The 19,740-nt window shown below is 65.5% G+C and carries 9 protein-coding genes; 2 read left to right on the forward strand and 7 right to left on the reverse strand.

Annotation, left to right across the window (positions count from 1 at the left end):
• Nucleotides 1-15 precede the first annotated feature (15 nt).
• From AWB68_RS13635 to AWB68_RS13655, 6 genes are read right to left on the reverse strand one after another with little or no spacing between them, the layout of a single operon-like run.
• Nucleotides 16-2,112 (reverse strand): site-2 protease family protein, encoded by a 2,097-nt coding sequence (locus AWB68_RS13635; RefSeq protein WP_235028316.1) that lies wholly within the window; start codon nucleotides 2,110-2,112, stop codon nucleotides 16-18.
• Nucleotides 2,112-3,452 (reverse strand): efflux RND transporter periplasmic adaptor subunit, encoded by a 1,341-nt coding sequence (locus tag AWB68_RS13640; protein ID WP_087644886.1) that lies wholly within the window; start codon nucleotides 3,450-3,452, stop codon nucleotides 2,112-2,114. Before AWB68_RS13640 ends, AWB68_RS13635 begins: the two co-directional genes overlap by 1 nt.
• Nucleotides 3,449-4,225 (reverse strand): efflux RND transporter periplasmic adaptor subunit, encoded by a 777-nt coding sequence (locus AWB68_RS13645; RefSeq protein ID WP_087644887.1) that lies wholly within the window; start codon nucleotides 4,223-4,225, stop codon nucleotides 3,449-3,451. Before AWB68_RS13645 ends, AWB68_RS13640 begins: the two co-directional genes overlap by 4 nt.
• Entirely contained in the window at nucleotides 4,206-5,162 is a 957-nt protein-coding gene (locus AWB68_RS49380; RefSeq protein ID WP_235028317.1) for a TolC family protein, read from the reverse strand. The genes AWB68_RS13645 and AWB68_RS49380 overlap by 20 nt, the downstream gene beginning before the upstream one ends.
• The gene (locus AWB68_RS49385) at nucleotides 5,102-5,683 is read right to left on the reverse strand and encodes a TolC family protein (protein WP_235028318.1); all 582 of its coding nucleotides are present in this window, start codon (nucleotides 5,681-5,683) and stop codon (nucleotides 5,102-5,104) included. Before AWB68_RS49385 ends, AWB68_RS49380 begins: the two co-directional genes overlap by 61 nt.
• The gene (locus tag AWB68_RS13655; protein ID WP_235028319.1) at nucleotides 5,637-16,343 is read right to left on the reverse strand and encodes a cadherin-like domain-containing protein; all 10,707 of its coding nucleotides are present in this window, start codon (nucleotides 16,341-16,343) and stop codon (nucleotides 5,637-5,639) included. The genes AWB68_RS49385 and AWB68_RS13655 overlap by 47 nt, the downstream gene beginning before the upstream one ends.
• Before the next feature lie 518 nt (nucleotides 16,344-16,861).
• On the opposite strand from AWB68_RS13655, the gene AWB68_RS13660 reads away from it, so the two are divergent.
• Nucleotides 16,862-17,260, forward strand: coding sequence for a hypothetical protein (locus AWB68_RS13660; protein ID WP_125482932.1), 399 nt, complete (start codon nucleotides 16,862-16,864; stop codon nucleotides 17,258-17,260).
• 190 nt (nucleotides 17,261-17,450) lie between these two features.
• On the opposite strand, the gene AWB68_RS13665 is transcribed toward AWB68_RS13660, so the two are convergent.
• Nucleotides 17,451-18,365 carry a LysR family transcriptional regulator gene (locus AWB68_RS13665; protein WP_087644889.1) on the reverse strand — a complete coding sequence of 305 codons (915 nt, stop codon included), beginning with the start codon at nucleotides 18,363-18,365 and terminating at the stop codon, nucleotides 17,451-17,453.
• 278 nt (nucleotides 18,366-18,643) lie between these two features.
• Between AWB68_RS13665 and AWB68_RS13670 the strand changes: the two genes are divergently transcribed.
• Nucleotides 18,644-19,510 carry an NmrA family NAD(P)-binding protein gene (locus AWB68_RS13670; RefSeq protein WP_087644890.1) on the forward strand — a complete coding sequence of 289 codons (867 nt, stop codon included), beginning with the start codon at nucleotides 18,644-18,646 and terminating at the stop codon, nucleotides 19,508-19,510.
• Nucleotides 19,511-19,740: the final 230 nt, after the last annotated feature.

Consider the following 19,740-nt stretch of genomic DNA (forward strand, 5'->3'; position numbering starts at 1 on the left):
TTCGGCCAGGCGTCGTCAGAATCCGCTCTCCCGAATCAGCGCCGCGTACAGGTGCTCCAACCCCTCGATCAAAAGGCTGCGTCGGTTCCCGTCGATCTGCAACTGACCACGCGTTTCCCACAGCCCGGATGGTGCGCCATCGAGTTGCACGAGCACATGGAACATCGGCGGGTTTGGCGTCAGCGTGTCGTGATCCGCGGCCACCGATACCGGCCCCTTGTAGCGCGAAGCCAGCATCGGATGGGCGAGTTCCCGCGCGCGTGTCGTGTCGATCGCGATGACGCGGCCGTGTATCGGGGCAGCCTGTCCGATCGGATAGAAGCGCGCGCTGTCGTCGGGAGCGAGGCGCTGGACGTCATCCTGCTTGACGTAGGCGTCCACTTGCCAGCGGCCCGGATCGACCAGCACGCCCACCGGCTCCCTGGGATTGATCCATTGTCCCGGCCGCCACTGCGGATCGACATCCATCCACTTGCCCGCAAACGGCGCGCGCAGTATCAGGCGGGCAATTTCCGTGCGGGCAGCCCGTGCTTCCTCGTACTGCACGCTGAGACGCTCGCGCGTGGCGGCCTGCTGATCGAGTCCACCGGCATCCGCGATCAACCCGGAGAGCCGTGCTTCGTAACCGCGGATGCCCGCTTCGCTGCCGATCATGTGCGAGGCAATGTCCGGCTCGTCCATGACCATCAGCGTGTCGTCTGCGCGCACGTCGCCGGTCGGATGGATCGACTGGATGCGCGCGGGAAACGGCACGAAGACCCGCAACTGTTGCTCGGTCCGCGCGACGCCCTCGGCGTGGATCTGCGTGCGCCACGGCAATGCGACGAGCAGCAGGAAGCCGCCCGCGATGCCCGCAAACAGCACTTTCCGGCCCGGCCGGATGCGGCTGCGTTGGGTCCACCAGTATTTCAGTTCGCGCACGACCGGCATCATGATGAACCACGTCACTTCGACGATAAACAGGAACACGCCGAGCAGCTTGAAGAAGAACAGGTACACGGTGACCGCGATGCCGAGGAACAGCACCAGCCGGTACAGCCATGTCAGGAACTCGAAGGCGACGAGCATCCGCCGATGTGAAGCGCTGAAGGCTTCGGGCCAGTCGTCGTCGAAGCCGAGCAGCGTGCGCCGGATGCTCACGCGCGCAAGTGCCGACGCGCGTTGATGCAGGTTCGGAAAATCGAGCAGGTCGGACAGGATGAAGTAGCCATCGAAGCGCATGAAGGGGCTGGCGTTCAGCGCCAGCGACAGCACCCAACTGGTGGTCGCGAGATACAACAGCGCATTGCGCAACGGCCCCGGATCGGAGAGTGCCCAGCCGAGGGTCGAGAGCCCGGCGAGCGAGAGTTCACACAGAATGCCCGCCGAGGCGATGGCGAGCCGCTGGCGCGAGCTGCGCAGCTTCCAGCTTTCGCCGGTGTCGGTGTAGAGCATCGGCCACAGCACCACGAACGCGATGCCCATGTGCGCGACCCGCAAGCCGAGCCTCGTCGCGACGAGCGCATGCGCCAGTTCGTGCAGCGTTTTCGCGACCACGAGCGCGAGCGCGAAGCTGACGAGGCCCTCGGTCGAGAACGACTCCACCACGGCGGTCGTGAAGGTGTCCCATTGCTGCATCACGAGCACGATCCCCACGAGGCTGAGCAGTACGACGGTGATCGCCGCGACCGGGTTGAACAGCCAGTCGAGCCGTCTTGCGATGCGCGTGAGGAACCGTTGCGGACGCAGCAGCGGGATACGAAAAAACAGATAGTGGTGCAGCCACCAGCGCCACGTCAGCCATCCGCCGCGCCGGTCGCGCTGCTGCAGGCGGGCGAGCGCTTCGGGCGTGGGCCTGAGGAGTTCGTGCTGTTCCAGGAAGCGCCGGAAGTCGAGGATCTGGTCCAGGTCCGGGCGCAGCGAAGTCTGTTCGTTGATCTCCCTGCAGATCTGCGCGGGCGGTTTTTCCCAGCGCACGAGACATTCGAACTCCAGCCACCCCACGCGATAGAAGCGGTTGAGCACGGTGTCCTGAATCATCCAGGACGGCTCGCCGTCGCGTCCATCGGCCGTCTCGCCGAGACGCAGGTCTTCGCGCAGCGCAGGCGAGGGCAGGTCCGGATCGACTGGCATCATAGTCCCGACCACGCTCTGAGCGTGGCAAGCGGCCGGCGGAGAAGGTAGTAGCCGAGGCTCACCTCCTTGCCGTACAGCTTCGCGGTGCCGTGCAGGCCGAGGCGCGCTTGCGCGTGCTCGCCGTCGACGCTCGCGAGCAGCCGGTAAGCCACGATGCCGTCTTCGCTTGCCTTCGCCTGATAGCTGGTTTCGAGAATCCGCCCGTGCAGCGGGGCAAGCGGATAGGCGCTCAGATAAAGCGTCACTTGCGCGCCCGGTTCGAGGGCGATCGCATCGGCGACAGCGAGCTGGATCAGCATCGCGGGCTTCGCGGGATCGGCCAGTTGCAGGATGCGCTCGCCGGTCACGACGGGCTTGCCGATCCAGTCGTTCGGGTCGCTGAATACGACGACGCCCGCCTCGGGCGAGAACACCTGGGTGCGCCCCAGTTGCGCGATCACCGCCGCCAGTTCGGCGCGGCGTTGCTCGGCAACGCCGCCAAGCACGGTCAGTTCGTTCTTGCTTTGCGGGTTGTCGAAGGCGCGCTGGCTCGCCGCCATCAGTTCCGCGTCGGCTACCGCGACCTGCTTGCTCAATACGTCGACGCGGCTTTTCAACGACGTTTCATTGAGCGTGAACAACAGCGCCCCGACCTGCACGGCCTGGTTCGGACGCACCGCGATTCGTTCGATCACGCCATCGATCGGCGAGCTGATGATGCGTGCGTCCCGCGACACGATCTCGGCCGGAGCCAGCACGGTCTGGCGCACGGGAACGAACAAGAGCATCGCGACGACTGCCAGCGCGGCGCTGCTCTGGCGGCGGCTCGGCCTCCACAGCAGGCGGCGCCGGCGACGCACGAGGGCGTCCCAGCAGTAGGCCCAGGTCTGGATGACGCCGTGCAGCATCGGCGGCAAGGTTTCGGGCGGACGTTGGTCGAGCAGGACGAGCAGCATGCCGAGCCGTCTGCCGCCGGCGTCGTGCAGCGGCACGCACCAGATTCCCGCCGGCCACCACTCGGTCCAGCCGTCGGCGATATCCGGCGGCGGATCGGCGGCCTCGCGTGCGAGCCACTGCGGCTCGGCGCCTTTCAACTGCGAAGCCACCCAGCGGCTCGCGCGGGTGAGCCACACCAGATACGGCGAGTCCTCGGTGGGTTTGGCGAGGCCCGAGATGCAAAGCAGCTCGAAGCGCTTGCCATGATCGGCGAACACGAGCGCCTGCCGAAAGTTCAGGAGCGAGTGCGAGTCGTTCGCCATCGTGAACGCGAGCGCATTCAGCGAATCGGCGGCCAGCGCCCGGTCGCGCAGCGCATCGAGAAACAGCAGCAGCTGCGGGTGCGGAAGCGGCTCGTTCATTGCGCCGCCGGAAAACGCGCGACCCCGCTCATGCCCGCGACCAGTTCGGGATGTTCGCCGTCGAGCTGCGCTTCCAGTTCGACCGTCTGCGCCACAGCGTCCACCCTCGCATTGACGGCGCTGACATGCGCGGGATAGGTTTTCCCCGTTTCATGGATCGTGATGTCGAGGCGCGACCCCTGCTTGAGCTTGACCATCAATGCGGAGGGCACGTTGAGCCGGACCTTGAGCGCGCCGTCGCCGACGAGGTCGAGCATCGGCGTGCCCGCGCTCACGGTCTGATAGTTCTTGACGTAGACCTTGGCGATGTGTCCGCTGAACGGCGCGATCACACGGCAGTATCCAAGCTGCGCGTTGGCGAGCGAGAGCGCGCCTTGCGCCTTCTCGACCTCCGTGGCGGACATCGCCACTTCGATATCTCCAGCTGCCTTCAGTTCGCGCAGGCTGCGCTTGCCGTTCAGGTTCTGGCGGGCCATGTTCAGCTCCGCCTTGGCCACGTTGGCACGCGCCTGCACTTCCGCGCAGTTCATTTGCGCGAGCACCGCGTTCTTCCCGACCTGCTTGCCGAGCGTGGCGTTCAAGTCGGTGATGGTGCCGTTCATCTGGCTCGACAGCGTGGTCTCGACGTTCGGAGCAAGCAGCACGCGGATTGCGTTGGGGTCGTCGAAGGCGTCGCCGGTCGAAGGGGGCTTCGCGGCGTGCGCGGCCGATGTACCGACCATCAGGACCACGGCGAGCCATGCATGCTTGTGTTCATTGCAGAACAGGCGCATTGCCACCTCCCGGCGCTGCGGCCTGCGTGGCGGACGCCGGTTCGTCGAGCCGTGCCGACGGTTGGGGCGCGGCGGGTTGCACGGGTGGCTCGGCACCCGGCCGTTCCCATTGTTTCGTCTGCTGGACCTGGACGCTCTTCTCGATCTCCTGAGCGAGCGTCTTGATATCGTCCTTCGCAATCGCATCGGGCATCACGTCGAAGCCGATCGAGTTATAGAGCCGCCCCCACGCGGCCTGGGCGTCGGAATACGCAGCTTCGCGTTCATAGCGCGAGAGCAGATACCGGCCCTCGGCGCGGATCACTTCGAGCTCCGAGCCGAACGAGGTCTTGCGCGCGGCGCGGGCATAGTCGAGCAGGCTCGTGTCCACGCGCAGGCTTTCGTCGGCGAACTCGACTTCCTGGCGCGACAACCGGTAGCGCAACACGCCGACGCGCACTTGCGTGAGAATCGCCATCGACAGCGCGAGACGGCGCATGTCGTCGGTTTTCGTCTGTGATTCCTGCTGGGCGTTCAGGGCGGGAAGCTGCAACCACTTGAACAGGTTGAGCGACACGCGCACGCCCGCCGCCGCCCAATAGTTGTTGTAGAGAAACTCGTTGGAGTCGTAGTTGGTGCTCAGGTCGATGCCGATGTTCGGCCAGAGTTGCGCCTTTGCGATCTTCAGGTCGTTCTCGTTGACCCGCTTGCGATACCACTCTTCCATCAGTTCCGGCCGGTTCTGCAGCGCCAGTTGCTCGAGTTGCGGCTCGGGTGTCAAGACCGCCGGCAGCGCGCCTTGCTGGGTATCGGCGAGCACGAGCGGAGTGCCGGGCGGCAGCGACATCAGCGCGGACAGCTCGGACTGCGCGAATTCGAGATCCTGGCGTCGGATCGTCAGTAAGGACACTGCATCGAGCAACGCACGCTGATAAGCGAGGATTTCCTGCTTGGGCAACAGGCCCTTGTCTTCGGCCTGGCGCGCCGCATCGATCGCGGCGTGCGTGCGAGCAATTCGTCGACCTGAGGTTCGAGGCGCTGCGCGGCGAGCGCGCGCCAATAGGCGTTGCGCACATCCTGCAAGACGTTCTGCGCGACCTTGCGCCGCCGCTCTTCGGCCATCAGCATCTGGTCGGCATTCTGTTGCGTACGGAAATACGCGACGCCGAAGTCGAGCAGGTTCCAGCTCAGGTTGAGGTTGGCGAGCTTGTGATAGCGCTGCTCGGATGTGGATGGCCGCAAGGTAACCTCACCATCCGTGATGCCGACCGACGTGCCGCCCGAATCGTTGCTGCGCGCCGTATAACCGGCCGACGCAACGAGCTGCGGCAGCAGGGCGTTGGTGGAGACGTCGCGCAGGTTGGACGCCAGCGCGCTTTCCATCAGCTTGAGCCGGTAGTCGAGGTTGTACTTCAGCGCGCGCGCCGCGGCTTCATAGAACGTGATCGGCCCGGTGACCGGTTCCTGCGCACTGTACATCGAGACCTGATCGTCGACGACGCGCTGGCGGACTTCCTCTCGCGTCGTCGGCTGCGGCTGGAGTGATGAGCAGCCGGCGAGCGTGAGCATCGTGCATGCGATCGTGACACTCAGGGCCTGTGCCTGGTGTTTCTGCATAACCTGTCCTCGTCCGAAAGCTAGCGTTCGATGGATCTTCTGAGCTCTGGAGTGCGGGAGGCATCCTGGATGCCGCCTCGCGCAACTGCATAAGGAAACTTTGTGCCGTGGTTTTTTCCACCAGGGGTCGCAATCCGCCGGTGAGGTTCTCGGGCAGCGGGGCAAAGATCGACGGGTCGGACAGCAACCCGTCCGCGCTCAGGCTCGTACGGCCCGGCCGGCCGAAAATCCACGCGCGGTCGAACGCGCTTTGCCGCTGACTGGCCTCGACAATCCTTCCGACGAACTGACCGGGCACGAAGCCAAGTCCCTGACCGACCGGCGCATCGATGCTGCCCGGATCCAGCGGCCAGCCGATCTGGCTGCCGTCCGCTTCCCGGCTCGATACCAGGGAGCGCAGCGCGTCCTGCTCGACCTCCGGCGTGACGAAGACGGCGGGATTCAGCGCCGGGTTCAATGGCGCCACGGACTGAGCGGATGTGTCGGGGCCGAAGTACGAGCCTCCGGAGGGCGGAATATAGGGCGAGGCGATATCGAGCGCGATGGTCAACTGCGCCTGATCCGTCTCGCCCGCGTCGTCGCGCACGGTGTAGGTGAAGGGATCGTGCAGGACCTGGCCGAGTCCCGATGCCGCCAGCACCTGCGGATTCGACAGGTCGACCTGATAGGTATAGGTTCCGTTGGCGTTCAGGACCAGCGTGCCGTAGCGTCCCGCGAGCGGCTGGCCGACCGTGCCGGCGGTGCCTGTGCCTGCTTCTTCGCCCGAGCGAACGCCGGCCACGTTCAGATGATCGTTGGCATCGACATCGGTGTCGTTCGACAGCACGTTGCCGCTTGCCTGCGGCGCGGGCGACTGGTCGCTCGCGACATTGCTGTCGTCGCGGGCGACGGGCGCGTCGTCGGCGCCGCGGATCAGGATCGTCAGCGACGCGGTGGCTTGGGCGCCCGCGGCATCGCGCATGCGATAGACGAAGATTTCCGTCAGCGTGTCGTCACGGGTGCGCAACGCCTGCACGGTGGCGTTGGCGTTATCCACCACGTAGTCGTAGGTGCCGTCCGCGTTCACCGTGAGCTCGCCATAGCGCCCCGCGAGTTGGGCACCGGCGAGCGCCGACTGACCGGTTTCATTCGAGACCTCGACCACCTCCTTCGTTTCGCCGTTCGCGACGCTGTCGACGTCGGTGTCGTTGGTCAGCACATTGCCGAGCCCGTCCTGGCCCGGCGTGCGGTTGTTCGCGCCGCCGGCCTCGATTGCGGTGGCGGCGTCGTTGGTCGCGCCCGGCGTGTCGTTCTGCCCTTCGATCGTGATGCGCAGTTCGGCCGCGCCGCGCGCATCGAAGACGTCGCCAACGGTGTACGTAAAGACATCCTGGAGCGTCTGCCCGCTCGTGCGCAGCGCCTGGACCGCCGGCAGATCGTTGTCGACGGTGTAGTGCCAGGTGCCGTCGGCGTTCAGGGTGAGCGCGCCGTACGCGCCCTGCAGCACGCTCCCGACCGCGCCGGCCGTGCCGCCCGCTCCGGCAGCGAGGCCGCCCGTGCGAATGGCGTCGACGTGAAGCGCGTCGCCTTCGGCGTCCGTATCGTTGGCGAGCACGTTGCCGGACGGGTCGAGTCCCGGCGCGGTGTTGTTGACGCCACCCGCCTCGATGGCGGTCGCGGCATCGGTGTGTCCGACCGGCGCGTCGTTGCGCCCGCGCACGATGATCGTGAGCGTGGCCGTGGCGGTGAGTCCGCCTTCGTCGCTGATCTGATACGTGAACACGTCGTTCACTGTCTGCAACGGCCCGAGCGCGATGAGCGTCGGATTCGCGGCGTCGACGCGATAGAAGTAGCTGCCGTCCGCGCCGATCACGAGATCGCCGAACTGGCCGAACAGCAGCCTGCCGTTCGCGTTGGTGCTGCCGCCTATCACGGTCACGAGCGGCGCGTCTGAATCGATGGCGCCGACTTTCGCGCCCGTCCCGTCGAGCCGGTCGTCGGCATCGACATCGGAGTCGTTCGTGAGCACGTTGCCGGTCGGATTGAAGCTGCCGCGCGTCCCGTTGTTCGCCACGGCGATCGCAAAATCGTTGGTGGCCACCGGGGCGTCCCACGCGCCCTGAATCCGCACGGTGAGTTGCGCGGTGTCGCTCGCGCCCGCCGCGTCGTGCATCCGGTAGGTGAAGACTTCGACGAGGCTCCTGCCGGGGATGAGGCGCTGCACCACTGGAAGCGAGTTGTCGACGGTATAGGTGTAGGTGCCGTCCGGGGCGACCGTCAGCGTGCCGAACAGGCCGGCGATCGAGGTGGGTCCGGCGACCGTGGCAAATCCGCCGCCGATCAGTGCGCCGCCGTTTCGCACGCCGTCGAGGGTCTTCGTGTCGCCGGCATCGACGTCGGTGTCGTTCGCGAGCACGTTGCCCGTCGGATCGATGCCCGGCGTGCCGTTGTTGGTGCCGCCGGCTTCTACCGCCGTCGCCTGATCGTCCTGCGCGACCGGGGCATCGTTGCGCCCGGAAATGACGATATCGAGCTCCGCCGGATCGGTGGCGCCGTGGCTATCCGCGATCGTGTAGGTGAAGCGCTCGACGAGCTGGTCGGTGGGCAGCCGCAACGCCTGCACGGCGGCGCTCGCGTTGTTCACGACGTACGCGTAGCTGCCGTTCGGGTTGAGCGTCAGCGTGCCGAACTGCCCCTGAAGCGACTGGCCCAGCGTGCCCGCCGTGCCGGTGCCCGCTTCGGCGCCGGTGCGAACCGCAGTGACGGAAATCGTGTCGCGATCGGGGTCGGAGTCGTTGGCCAGAACGTTACCCGCCGGATCGACGCCGGGCGTCGCATTGCTTACGCCGCCGGCCTCGACGGCAAGCGCGATGTCGTTCTGTGCGAGAGGCGGATCGTTCACGCCGACGACCGTGATGACGAGTTGCGCCCGGTCCGTCAGGCCGCTCGTATCGACGATCTGGTACGTGAAGGTTTCGGTCAGCGTCGCGCCCGGTGCGAGTGCGCGCACCGCCGCGTTGTTGCTGTCGACATCGTAGGTATAGGTGCCGTCCGCGCCGATGTGGAGCGTGCCGAAGCTTCCCGCGAGCGCAGTGCCGCTGACCGAGGTCGTGCCGGCCGCGACGGCGGCGAGGCCGCCGCCCGCGCTCTCCAGACCCGTGCGCACGCCATTCACCTTCAAAAGCGTATTGGGCTGGTCGGTATGGTCGACGTCGGTATCGATGCCGTTGCCGCCGGGCTGAGTCAAGGTGCCGGGGCGGCTCGCCACGGTGATCACGTTGCCGCTCGGGTTGAGCGGATTGACGCCGAGCGCGGCGGCGCCGGCGATCGCCGTCGCCTGGTCGTCGCTCGCGACGGGGTTGTCGTTGGCACCGCGGACCTGGATCCGAAGTTCGGCGAGATCGCTCAGGCCGCCGGCATCGGTGACGCGATACGAGAAGATATCGACGAGCGGTGCATCGGCGGGGACGAGTTGCTGCACGGCCGCGTTGTTGTTGTCGACGACATAGCGATACGTGCCGTCTGCGCCGATTTTCAGCGTGCCGAAGGTGCCCGCGATCGAGGTGCCGGTGCCGCTCGTCGTGCCCGCCGTGACCGGCACGAGCGGGCTGTTCACGACGCCTTCCAGCTGGTTGGTGATGCCCGTTACCTGCTTCGTTTCGCCGTTCGCGACGCTGTCGACGTCGGTGTCGTTGGTCAGCACGTTGCCGGTGGCGTCGCTGCCCGCCGTGCCGTTGAGGACGCCGCCCGCCTCGGTCGCCGAGCCGGTGTCGTTCACCCCGACCGGCGTATCGTTCGCGCCGTGGATGGTGACAGTGAGCGTGCCGGTCGAGCGCGCGTTGAACGTATCGAAAACAAGATAGGTGAAATGTTCCGACAACGTTTGCCCGGACAGCCGCAACGCCTCGACAGCCGGGTTGTTGTTATCCACCGTGTACTGATAGCCGCCGGCGGCGCCGAGCGTCAGCGTGCCGAAGAGCCCCGCGATCGAGGTCGCGCCGATGTTCGGCAGGGAGAGCGTTGCTCCGTTCTGGTTGGTCACGGAAACGACCCGCAGCGCATCGCCGTTGGTTGCGATATCGACGTCGGTGTCGTTCGAGAGCACATTGCCGGTCGGATCCACGCCCACCTGAGAGTTCAGCGTGCCACCGGCTTCGGTTGCGCTCGCCGTATCGTTGACCGCGACCGGCGCGTCGTTCACGGCGATGACGGTAATCGGCAGCGTATCCACGGCGATGAGCGCATCGCTGAGTTGACCGGGGATGCCGTTGCCGTCGTGATCGCCGAAGTTGCCGCGATCGTTCGTGTTGATCGTGAGCGTGTCCGCGCCGTTGTAGTTCGCCTGGCCGAGATAGCGCAGGTTGGCGAGCGCGGCATTCAGGCCGGTCAGGTTGCCGGTCAGCGTGAGCGCGGCGGTGTTCGCGCCGGACTGGGTCACGCCCGACGGCAGGCCGGAAAGCGACAGCGTGCCGTGCAGCACGGAGAGCGTCACCTGGAGCGTGCCGTTGCCCGCGTCGACGTCGCTGATCGTGACGCCGGCGACGCCGAACGTGGTGTCTTCCAGTCCGGACGGCGCAGTGGCGGGCAAGTGATTGACCGGCGCATCGTTCTGCTCGACGTAGCCGGCGTTCGCGCTCGCCGTGCCGCCGTTCGCGAGCGTGATGCCGACCGTGCCGAGCGGCGTGGCCGCATCGCTGTCGATGCGGATCGCGAGCGTGCCGACGGGTTCCGGGTAGCTCAACGTGCCGGTCGGCGCCTGGATCTGATAGGTCCCGAGCGGCAGCACGCCGAAGTGATACTGGCCGTTCGCGTCAGTCGTGGTGGTGTAGACGAGGTTGTCGGCGGTCGTGGCGAGGTTGCCGTCCACCCCCGCCCAGGTCAGCGTGACGGGCTGAACCGCGAGGCCCGGGCCGTCCGGCGTGGCGGACGCGGTGGCCGACGCCGTGTCGTCCCAGAGGGTGCCGCTGATCACGCCGAGACCTGCGCCCGCCGTGCGCACGTAGGTGTCGGGAGCGACGCCGCTGCCGGTGCGCTCGCCGTTGGCGCTGCCCGCCACGCCGACGGCCGAACCGCCCCACGTCGTGAAGCTGTCCGGGAGGCTGGTCCAGGTCAGCGTGGCGTTCGTGGTCGCGATCGGCGCGCTGTCCGGTGCGTTGGCCGAATAGAAGACCGAGACCTGGCTGCCCGCGTCGAGCTTGTCGAAGGTGACGCGCAGCCCGTTCGTCACGTCCACGGTCACGCCGATGCCCGCGAGCTGCGCGGCGCTAAACGACGTTCCGTTGATCACCAGATGATCGAACGCATAGTTGGAGGCGGTCGGGAAGTTGTCGGTCAGGACGACGTCGTACGCAGGCGAAGTGCCGCTCTGCGTGAAACTGATATCGACATCGGCGGTGCCGAGGCCTGCGGTCCCGCTCGTCGGATTGAAGCTGTAGACCTGCTTCGCCATGCCGGTGAAGGTCGGCTCGACGATGTCCTCACGCACCGTCTGCGCCGTCGACAGGTTCGTCGTGCCGGAACGGTCGACCACCGTCGCCGTGAGCCGTGCGCCGCTCACGTTCGAAGCCTGATTGAGCACGCGAGCGTTGAATTCGAGTGAAACGCCTTCGCGGTCCGGGTCATTGTCCTGATTGACCAGATTGCCGAGGTGAAAGGTGATGATCGAGTTGCCGTTCGCGTCGGTCGTGACGGTGATGTCCGCCGGATTGAGCACGCCAGTGGGCGCGGCTCCGGACAGGTCGGGCGTGATCGGCACTGCCTGGGCGCTCGTCTGGTTCCCCGCCACGTTCAGGACGCCACCGGTGATCAGGTTGGTGATATCCGTCGTCACGCCGTCGTTCGAAATGAAGACGATGCGTGTCGTGCCGTCGTTGATGAAACCGAGCCCGTTTTGAAGCGTGACTTGCAGGCTGTAGTCGTTGGTCGCGCCTTCGGACAGCAGCGCGACCACGCGATACCGCACCACTTCGCCCACCGTCACGCTCTCGTCGGGCGCATTGGTCGGAGAGGCCGCCGGCGTATCGCTCAAACCGCCAACGCGCGACACGATGACCGCCTGCGCCACCGGCACGGTCAGCGTGGACGTCGCGCGATAGTCGTTCACCACGCCGCTACCGAGCGTGCCGTCGACGCCCGTGCGCTCGCCGACCGGATTGGCCGTGCCGCCGACGGTGCCGTCGAGGCTCGTCCACTGAGCGGTGGCCGTGTTGTTGAAGGAGACCTCGCTGGCGGCGGCCGGAACGACCGTGCCGGCGACCCGGATCGTGATGCTGCCGCCCTTGGCGACATCGATATTGGCGCCGCTCGCCGTGCGCAACTGGCTGCCCGCGAGTTCGAAGTCCGCGCCGCCGTTGTTGGTCGCGCCGCCCTGATACGTCACGCCGAGCAGCGCCACGTTGGTGAGCTCGGCGGGCAGGGCGTCGAGGAAGCTGATGTCGAACGCGTTGAAGTCCGAGGCTGCGCTGCCGTTGCTGATGGTGATGTCGTATTCGACGGTGTCGCCCTGATCGACGCCGAGGCCCGGGTCGGTTGCCGTGGCCTGGGTGATGACGAGCGTCGGCTCGCGGATCGTGATGGTCGGCGCCGCGCCGCTTTGCGCGACCGTGCGGTCCACCGGCGCGGCGCCATTGGGCGTGTCGGCATCCGGATCGCTGAAGACGATCCGGCCGGGGTTCGCCAGCGTGACGCCGGCCTGATTGCCGATGACGTCGCTCGCCACCAGTTGCACGCGAATGACGAAAGAGTTGTTGCCGGTCACGTTGTCGGCCGTTGCATTCGACGCCGTGAAGGTCCAGCGCGCGCCAGCGCCATCGCCGCCGAGTGTGCCGGACAACGCCGCGAGGCTCGCGACGCTGACGCTGCCGTTGAAATTCGCGCCGAGCGCGGCGCTGCCCGCCGTCGTCGTGATGACCTGATAGCCGAGGCCGCCGTTGAAACTCGTGTCGAGACGCAGGCCCGCCGGAATCAGATCGTCGAGGCGCAGGTTCTGGGTGCTGCCTTCCGGCAGCGTCACGACGATGTCGTATTGCATGCTTTCGCCGATGACCAGATCGCTGCCCGTCGTGTGCGCGGCGCTGGAATCGGCGTTGTCGAGCGAGCCGCCCGCATATTGCACACTGACCGTCGGCGAGGCGACCTGTTCGCGGGCCGTGTCGGTCAGATCGGTCGGCGTGAAATCGGTGCCGTTGTTGACGCTGGCGTAGCGGGTCAGCGTGGCCGTCGTTTGCAGTGTGCTCGCGGCGGGAATGCTGGCGCCGACGGTCGTGTCGTAGGCAATGACCACGAGGTTCGCGCCGCTCGTATCGGCGGCCGTTCCGCTGCGGCCCGGCAGCAGCGTCGCGACGTTGCCGGCGTCGAGGAACGTAATGACGTTGCCGGACACGCTGTAATCGACGCCGGCCAGCAGTTGCGTGCCGTCGCCCCGGAACACGCTGAGCCCCGATGCCGCGAGACTCCCGCCGGCGAACTGCAGGCCCGCCGGCAACGTCACGCTCGTGGACACGTCGAATGCGCCTCCGCCGCCGGTATTCTCGATCGCGGTGGCGAGCCGCAGCGTGTCGCCGGCGTCGATGCCGCTCACGTCGCCATTGACCGCGTTGATGTCGGTGATGGCGCCCGCAAACGGCACGCCCCCGCTGCCGGGCGGGTTCCATGTGCCCGTCGTGCCGGTGATCGTCCCTTCGCTGCTCGCGACGACGCCTTGCCGGATCGCGAGCGTGGGCTCCGCGACCGACACGATCACGGCCACGTCGGAGGAGATGAGCGGCTGGTGGGCGATCGTCGTCACCTGGCTCGACTGCGCGAGCACATCGAGCGAGCGCTGGTCGGCGTACGGCTGGTCGCCGACACGAAGGGTGAATTGAACCTGGATCGTGCTGCCGCCGAGCGCGCTGGTGGCGAAGCTGCCAAAGTTGAAGACGAGCGAATTGCCGGTTCCATCAGCGACGCTGACGAGTGCGCCGGGGTTCGTGTTGCCCGGGCCGAACGACCACTGGCCGACGCCCGTTCCCTGAGTCCAGGGAACCCCGGCTGCGTTGAGAAGCGGCAGCGGCAGATACGCCGTCAGTTTCATCTGTTCGTAGTCGCCCGTCACGAGGTCGTAGCGCATGCTGAACGTGACGACATCGCCCGGGTTCAGTTCGCCGCTGGCGGGCGGCGCAGCGCCGTTGACAGTGAGGAGCTGGATATCGACGGCATCGGTCGGGATGGTGCTCGTGGTCGAGGACTGGTCCGACACCGTCCCACCTGTGAGGTTGAGACTGTCGACCAGCAGGCTCGTGGTGACCGTTGCATTGTTGCCGAGCGAATCGCCTTCGTTGATCTCGCTTTGCGCATAGGTCGTTGCATAGCGTTGGTCGATCAGGGCGTTGTAGGTGATCGCCGCCGATGTGGCGCCTTGCAGCACGTTGTCGAAGGCGAGGTCGCCGTTGAGGCCGCCGATCTGTTGCCCGCTCGCATTGCGGAGCGACGTGCCGATGTCGAACGTCAGCGTCGTCGTGCCGTCCGCGTTGACGGTGTGCGTGGTGAGCACCGCGATGGTGTGCGCGACGCCGCCCAGCGTGATGGTCAAGGACGGCGTGCCGGTCAGTGTCTGGCCGTCGCTCAGGCGGTCGGTGATCACGAACTGGCCCTGGCCGAGCACGGTCTGTCCGGCGGCGAAGAAGTCCGAAATGGCGATGTTGAGTGTATAGGCGAGCGTGTCGCCGGGCGAGAGTCCGGTGTGTCCCGTATCGGTTTGCTCGACCACCTGCTTTTCGAGCGTGACCGCCTTGGCGACGAACGTCGTGCCGGTGCCGTCGCCGGTTCCGGAGAAGGGGATCTCGGTGGCGGGCGGCGTGAGATCGCGTGGATCGAGCGGCACCCATTCGCCGCTGCCGCTCGCGGTGCCGAAGGTGATCGTGACCGGGCTGCCGCTCACCGGATCGATGACGGGAAGACCGGTCGCCCCGGTCTCGGGTACATAGAAGCTGACCACCGTGCTTTGCGGCGCGGCGAGCGTCGCATACCCGACCGAATACGAGCGGATGAACACGTTGTCGCTGCCGATGGCGGCGGCGATCAGCGCCGGGTTGGTCACGACGCTGCCATCCTGCAACGTGAGGGACGTGACCGTGCCGCCCGCTCCCGGCGTGATCGCGGTGACCTGGACGCTGGCGGGAACGGCCTGCGTGACGACGACGTCGCTCAGCGTTTGCCCCGGCGCGGGCGTGGCGGTCACGGTTTCGGTGTGCACGAAATTCGGCCCGCTGACCGTCTCGCCCTCGGTCATATTGACGCTCTGTGTCAGCGTGACGACCGTCGGATGCACGACGAGATCGTGCAACGTTGCCTCGACCAGCGTCGGATCGGTCGTCGGATTGTCGAGTTCGTCATTGCCGAACTGGAGGCCGCCGCGCGCCTGGATCGTGAGGTCGGGGCTGCCATTGGAAAAGGCAGTGTCGGCGAGGTCGCTCAGGCGTGCCGTGACCTGTACCGAGATGGCCGGCTGACCCTGCGACACGCTCGCAAAAGGCAGTTCCAGGACCACGAGCTGGTCGCCAGCGCGCAGGCCGAAGGTCGCCGCGTTGACGACGACCGGATTGCCGCTCGCGTCCTTGGCGAGCGGGTGAGTGGCGTGGCCGTTTGCGTCGAAAGTCACGACAAAGGCCGTGACGGACTGACCCAGATACGAAGCGGAAACGAACGACACGCCATCGTTGCCGTCCTTGCCGGTTGCCGGCACCAGCAGGTCGATGTAGGGCGCATAGCCGACTTGCGTCGATGCGTTGGTCAGCGAAACATCGAACGTGAATGAGTTGCCGAGCAGGACGTTGTCTGTCGCGGCGGACAGACTCGTGGTCGGACTCGCGTTCGCCAGCAAGCCGTCGAAGTGGGTGAGCGCGTCCGCGCTCAGGGCGATCGGCTTGTCGAGCGGGCCGCTGGTGACTTCGAGCGTCCAGTCGCCACCGTAGGCCGCGCTGCCCGTGTTGTTGCTCGACGCGCCGACCGTCGCGCCCGTGATGCTCGCCAGTTCCTGGACCAGCGTCTTGCCCGCGACACCCGCGCCGACATCGCACCCATACAGTTCGATGTCGGCGTCCTTGGTCAGGCCGCTGCGCCATGCGCCCAGCGCGCCGGCCATCTGCATGAGGTTGCCGCTCGTGTACGTCTGGTTGCCCAGCGTGAACTGACCGGAGGCGCCGTGCGAGAAGATCTGGATCGAATCGGCCTTGCCCATTGTCGCAAGCGCCGCGTTAATCGCAGATACGGCGTCCTGGTTTGGATCAATGACCAGGACTCTGGTGGTGGCGGGCAGTTGCGCCAGCAACTCGTTGCGGTTCTCGACGCGGCTATCCAGCACGACCAGATTGTGGGCAGGGGCGGGCGGCGATGCGGAGGGCGCGGAAGGGGCGGAAGCGGCGGGCGCTACGGAACGGGTGGAAGGCGCGACGCGTGCGTCCGCGGTGGCCGCGTGTTCCGCCGTGCCGGCGGCGTGCGCCGGATCGGCGTGATGCTGGTCCACTGCAACGGCGGCGGCTCCGTCGAACAGGATACGTGGCTCCAAAGCCAGCGCATGGCGGTGCGGTCTCAAGCAGCCTGGTCCCTCGGATGGTCGGGCTTTGCTCTGCATTTCGGTTGCCGTTTTTGAACTGATGCCGCAACTAACATCTGTTTCCGCACTACGATGCCGCGCTCGATATCAATATATATTAACTTACGGAAGAATATGTATTGGATTTTCTCATCCTGACAGTTAATGCAGGGTGCGCCGCGAAACCGCGCATTGTTTCGATATTCGAAATCGAGCTGTCTTTGTAAAGGCTTGATTAAATTTGGGAGTTTTCCGGCCATGTCCGCATTTTGTCCATGGCCGGGTTTCTGATTACCTCATCCATAGCCGCACCCCAATATGCAGAAGAATGCATACTCGCCGAGACTCTTTTAGTGTTCGAAGCGCAATCCGTTTAAACGCGAGATATTGGCCGCTGTTTAAAAATGTTGTTACTCACCGCGAGTTACATAGAATACAGGTATTACGCGGCGTTCGACGGGTGCCTTGCTTCAGAGTCTTGGGAGAATGCGATGCGTCGTATCAACGGTTGTCTTTTTATCGTGCTTTTGTTGTCCGGGTGTCTTTCCATACCGCCTGAGCAAACTGCATCGGTTCCGACTCCCGTTTGCAACAGCCCGAAGCAGTGCGAGGCGATGTGGGCGGCTGCTCAAGCGTGGGTCTCGCTCGTGGGAAAAATGCAGCTTTCGGAACAGTCGCCTGATTCGATCACGACCTTCCGTCGCACACCGGGCGATCCCACGACGATGACGGGAACCGTCATCAAGCGTGCGCGACCGGATGGCTACTATGAACTCGTCGCCCAGTTCGACTGCGAGAGCCAGAGTCCGTCCTGCGCGAAGCTCCGGGAAAGCGGAGTGGCGTTGTTCAACACCATGGTCTCGGCGGCCGGTCAAGCCGCCGGGGTGTGATTACGGTCGGATTGCCGCGCCGGATCGACAAGCACTTTCATTTTCTGGCCAGCGCGAAGCGCTTCGAAACCCGAACGCTTTCGAGCGGAACGGTTTCCACCCAGCCCGTGGTGGTGTGCGTGCACGCTAGGTCGCGTAGACAGGTGTATCGGGTTTTACAGGCGTATCAGCAAGGTTCACATTTCGGCGACTAACTCATACGCGTCAAAGCGACGATAAAGTCAAGGAACACCTTTGTCTTGGCCGGCACATGGTGTCGCGACGGATGGTACGCATAGAGCGGAAAGCGCTCATCCGGCCAGTCTTCGAAAAGCTTGACGAGCCGCCCTTCCCGAATCAGAGGCTCGGCTCCAAGCAGGAGCATCTGCGCAATGCCGGAGCCGGCCAGACATGCATTGAGCAGCGCACTCGGATCATTCACTGTCAGCCGTCCGTTCGTTTCGACAACCAGCCTTTTGCGCTTGCGATGAAACTCCCATGGAAACGGCTTTCCAGTTTCCGGGTTCCTGAATTCGAGACACCTGTGCACACCACGACCCAGTTCTTGAGGCTCCGCTGGCTGCCCCCGGCGAGCAAGGTACGAAGGTGCTGCGACGGTGACGACCGCGGTATCCAGAAGCTTTCGCGCGACCAGGCTGGATGAGCGCGGTTCGCCGAATCGCAAGGCCAGATCGAAGCCGTCCATGATGAGGTCGCCGAGGTGATCTCTTGCAATGAACTCCAGTTCAAGTTCGGGATGCGCATCCATGAATTCGTCAAGCCTGCCGCCCAGAATGATTCGCGAAAAAACGGGATCGAGATTGATTCGCAGCTTCCCTCGGACGGTCGCGGCGCCTCCTCTTGCGGCCGCGGCCGCTTCCTCCATTCCCCTCAGGTGCGGCATGACCTGCTCGTAGAACCGTCGACCCTCTTCAGTAAGGGAAACGGCGCGAGTCGTCCGGTTGAAGAGCCGAATTTTCAGCCGGGTTTCGAGTCGTGCGATCGCCCGGCTAACGCCAGGTGGCGACATACCCAACAGTTCCGATGCGGCTGCGAACGTCCCCGTATCGACGACGGCAGCAAACACGCTGATACCGCTGGAAAGATTTTCGCTGGACGATCTCATAGGTGCTGCATCCTGGTCATTCAAATGGTCTGGCGACCTTCGGTCGAACGCCGACACAGCACGCAGGGACTGCGCCGATCGGCCGCCGCGATCGAAGGACACGCCGTCCGCTCCCAGAACGGTTTAGTAACTATATGTCATCTAAATAGTGACATTCATGTCATTTAGTTTCTTGTCGCGTTCACCCACAATTCATCCCGTCAGCACGTTTCGACTTCGACCACCCCAAGCGCCGCACGCCGATGCGGCAGCAATCATTCAGACAAGGAAGCCAGATCATGTACGCAATCACAGGCATTACCGGAAAGGTCGGCGGCGCCCTCGCGCAGACCCTGCTCTCTGCCAATCAACCGGTGCGCGCCGTAGTGCGGGACCCCCGGCGCGCGCAGGCATGGGCCGAGCGTGGCTGCGAAGTGATGGCGGCCAACCTGGACGACGCGGCGTCGCTCGCCGCCGCGTTCGAAGGCGTCGCTGGCGTCTTCATCCTGCCGCCGTCCGAATTCGATCCGTTGCCGGGCTTTCCGGAGGCGCGCGCCGTCATCGACGCCGTCAGGACAGCGCTCGAATCATCGCGTCCCGGCAAGGTCGTCTGTCTTTCGACGATAGGCGCGCAGGCAACCCAATCCAACCTGCTGAGTCAGCGCACGCTGATGGAACAGGCGCTCAGTGAACTGCCGATGCCAGTCACGTTCCTGCGTCCCGGCTGGTTCATGGAGAACGCTGCATGGGACGTCGGTCCTGCGCGCGACGAAGGGGTCGTCCGCAGTTTCCTGCAACCGCTCGACAAAGCCGTGCCGATGGTCGCAACGGCGGATGTCGGGCGCGTTGCCGGGCAACTGCTGCAGGAGACCTGGAGCGGCAAGCGCGTGGTGGAACTGGAAGGGCCGCAACGCGTGAGTCCGAACGAACTCGCAGCGGCGTTCGCCGAAATTCTCGGCCGCCCGGTTCGTGCCGAGGCCGTTCCGCGCGACACGTGGGGTGCATTGTTCATGGCGCAAGGCACGAAAGACCCCATGCCGCGCATCCGGATGCTCGATGGCTTCAACGAGGGCTGGATCGACTTCGAAGGTAACCAGGCAACCGTGGTCAAGGGCCGGGTGGAACTGAAGACGGTACTTCGGGAGCTGGTGTCGCAAGCTGGCTGATTGGCTGATGCCGCCGGGGGCAGCGCTGCGCGAGCGGCGCGCCTGTTCCTGGCTGCCACGAAACACGGCTTATATCGAGACTTCACAAACGATCGGTCAGCTAATTCTGTGCTCATTTCGCGCGCGCATGATGCGTTGGACGGAAAGGCGGGACAGGGTCGCGAGAACGCGCAGGGCTGACAAGCCGCACGCGCCGCGAGGCCCGCCACGTGACTCAGAAAGGAAGATCG

This window comes from Caballeronia choica, from assembly GCF_001544535.1.
In the GTDB taxonomy this organism is placed as follows: domain Bacteria; phylum Pseudomonadota; class Gammaproteobacteria; order Burkholderiales; family Burkholderiaceae; genus Caballeronia; species Caballeronia choica.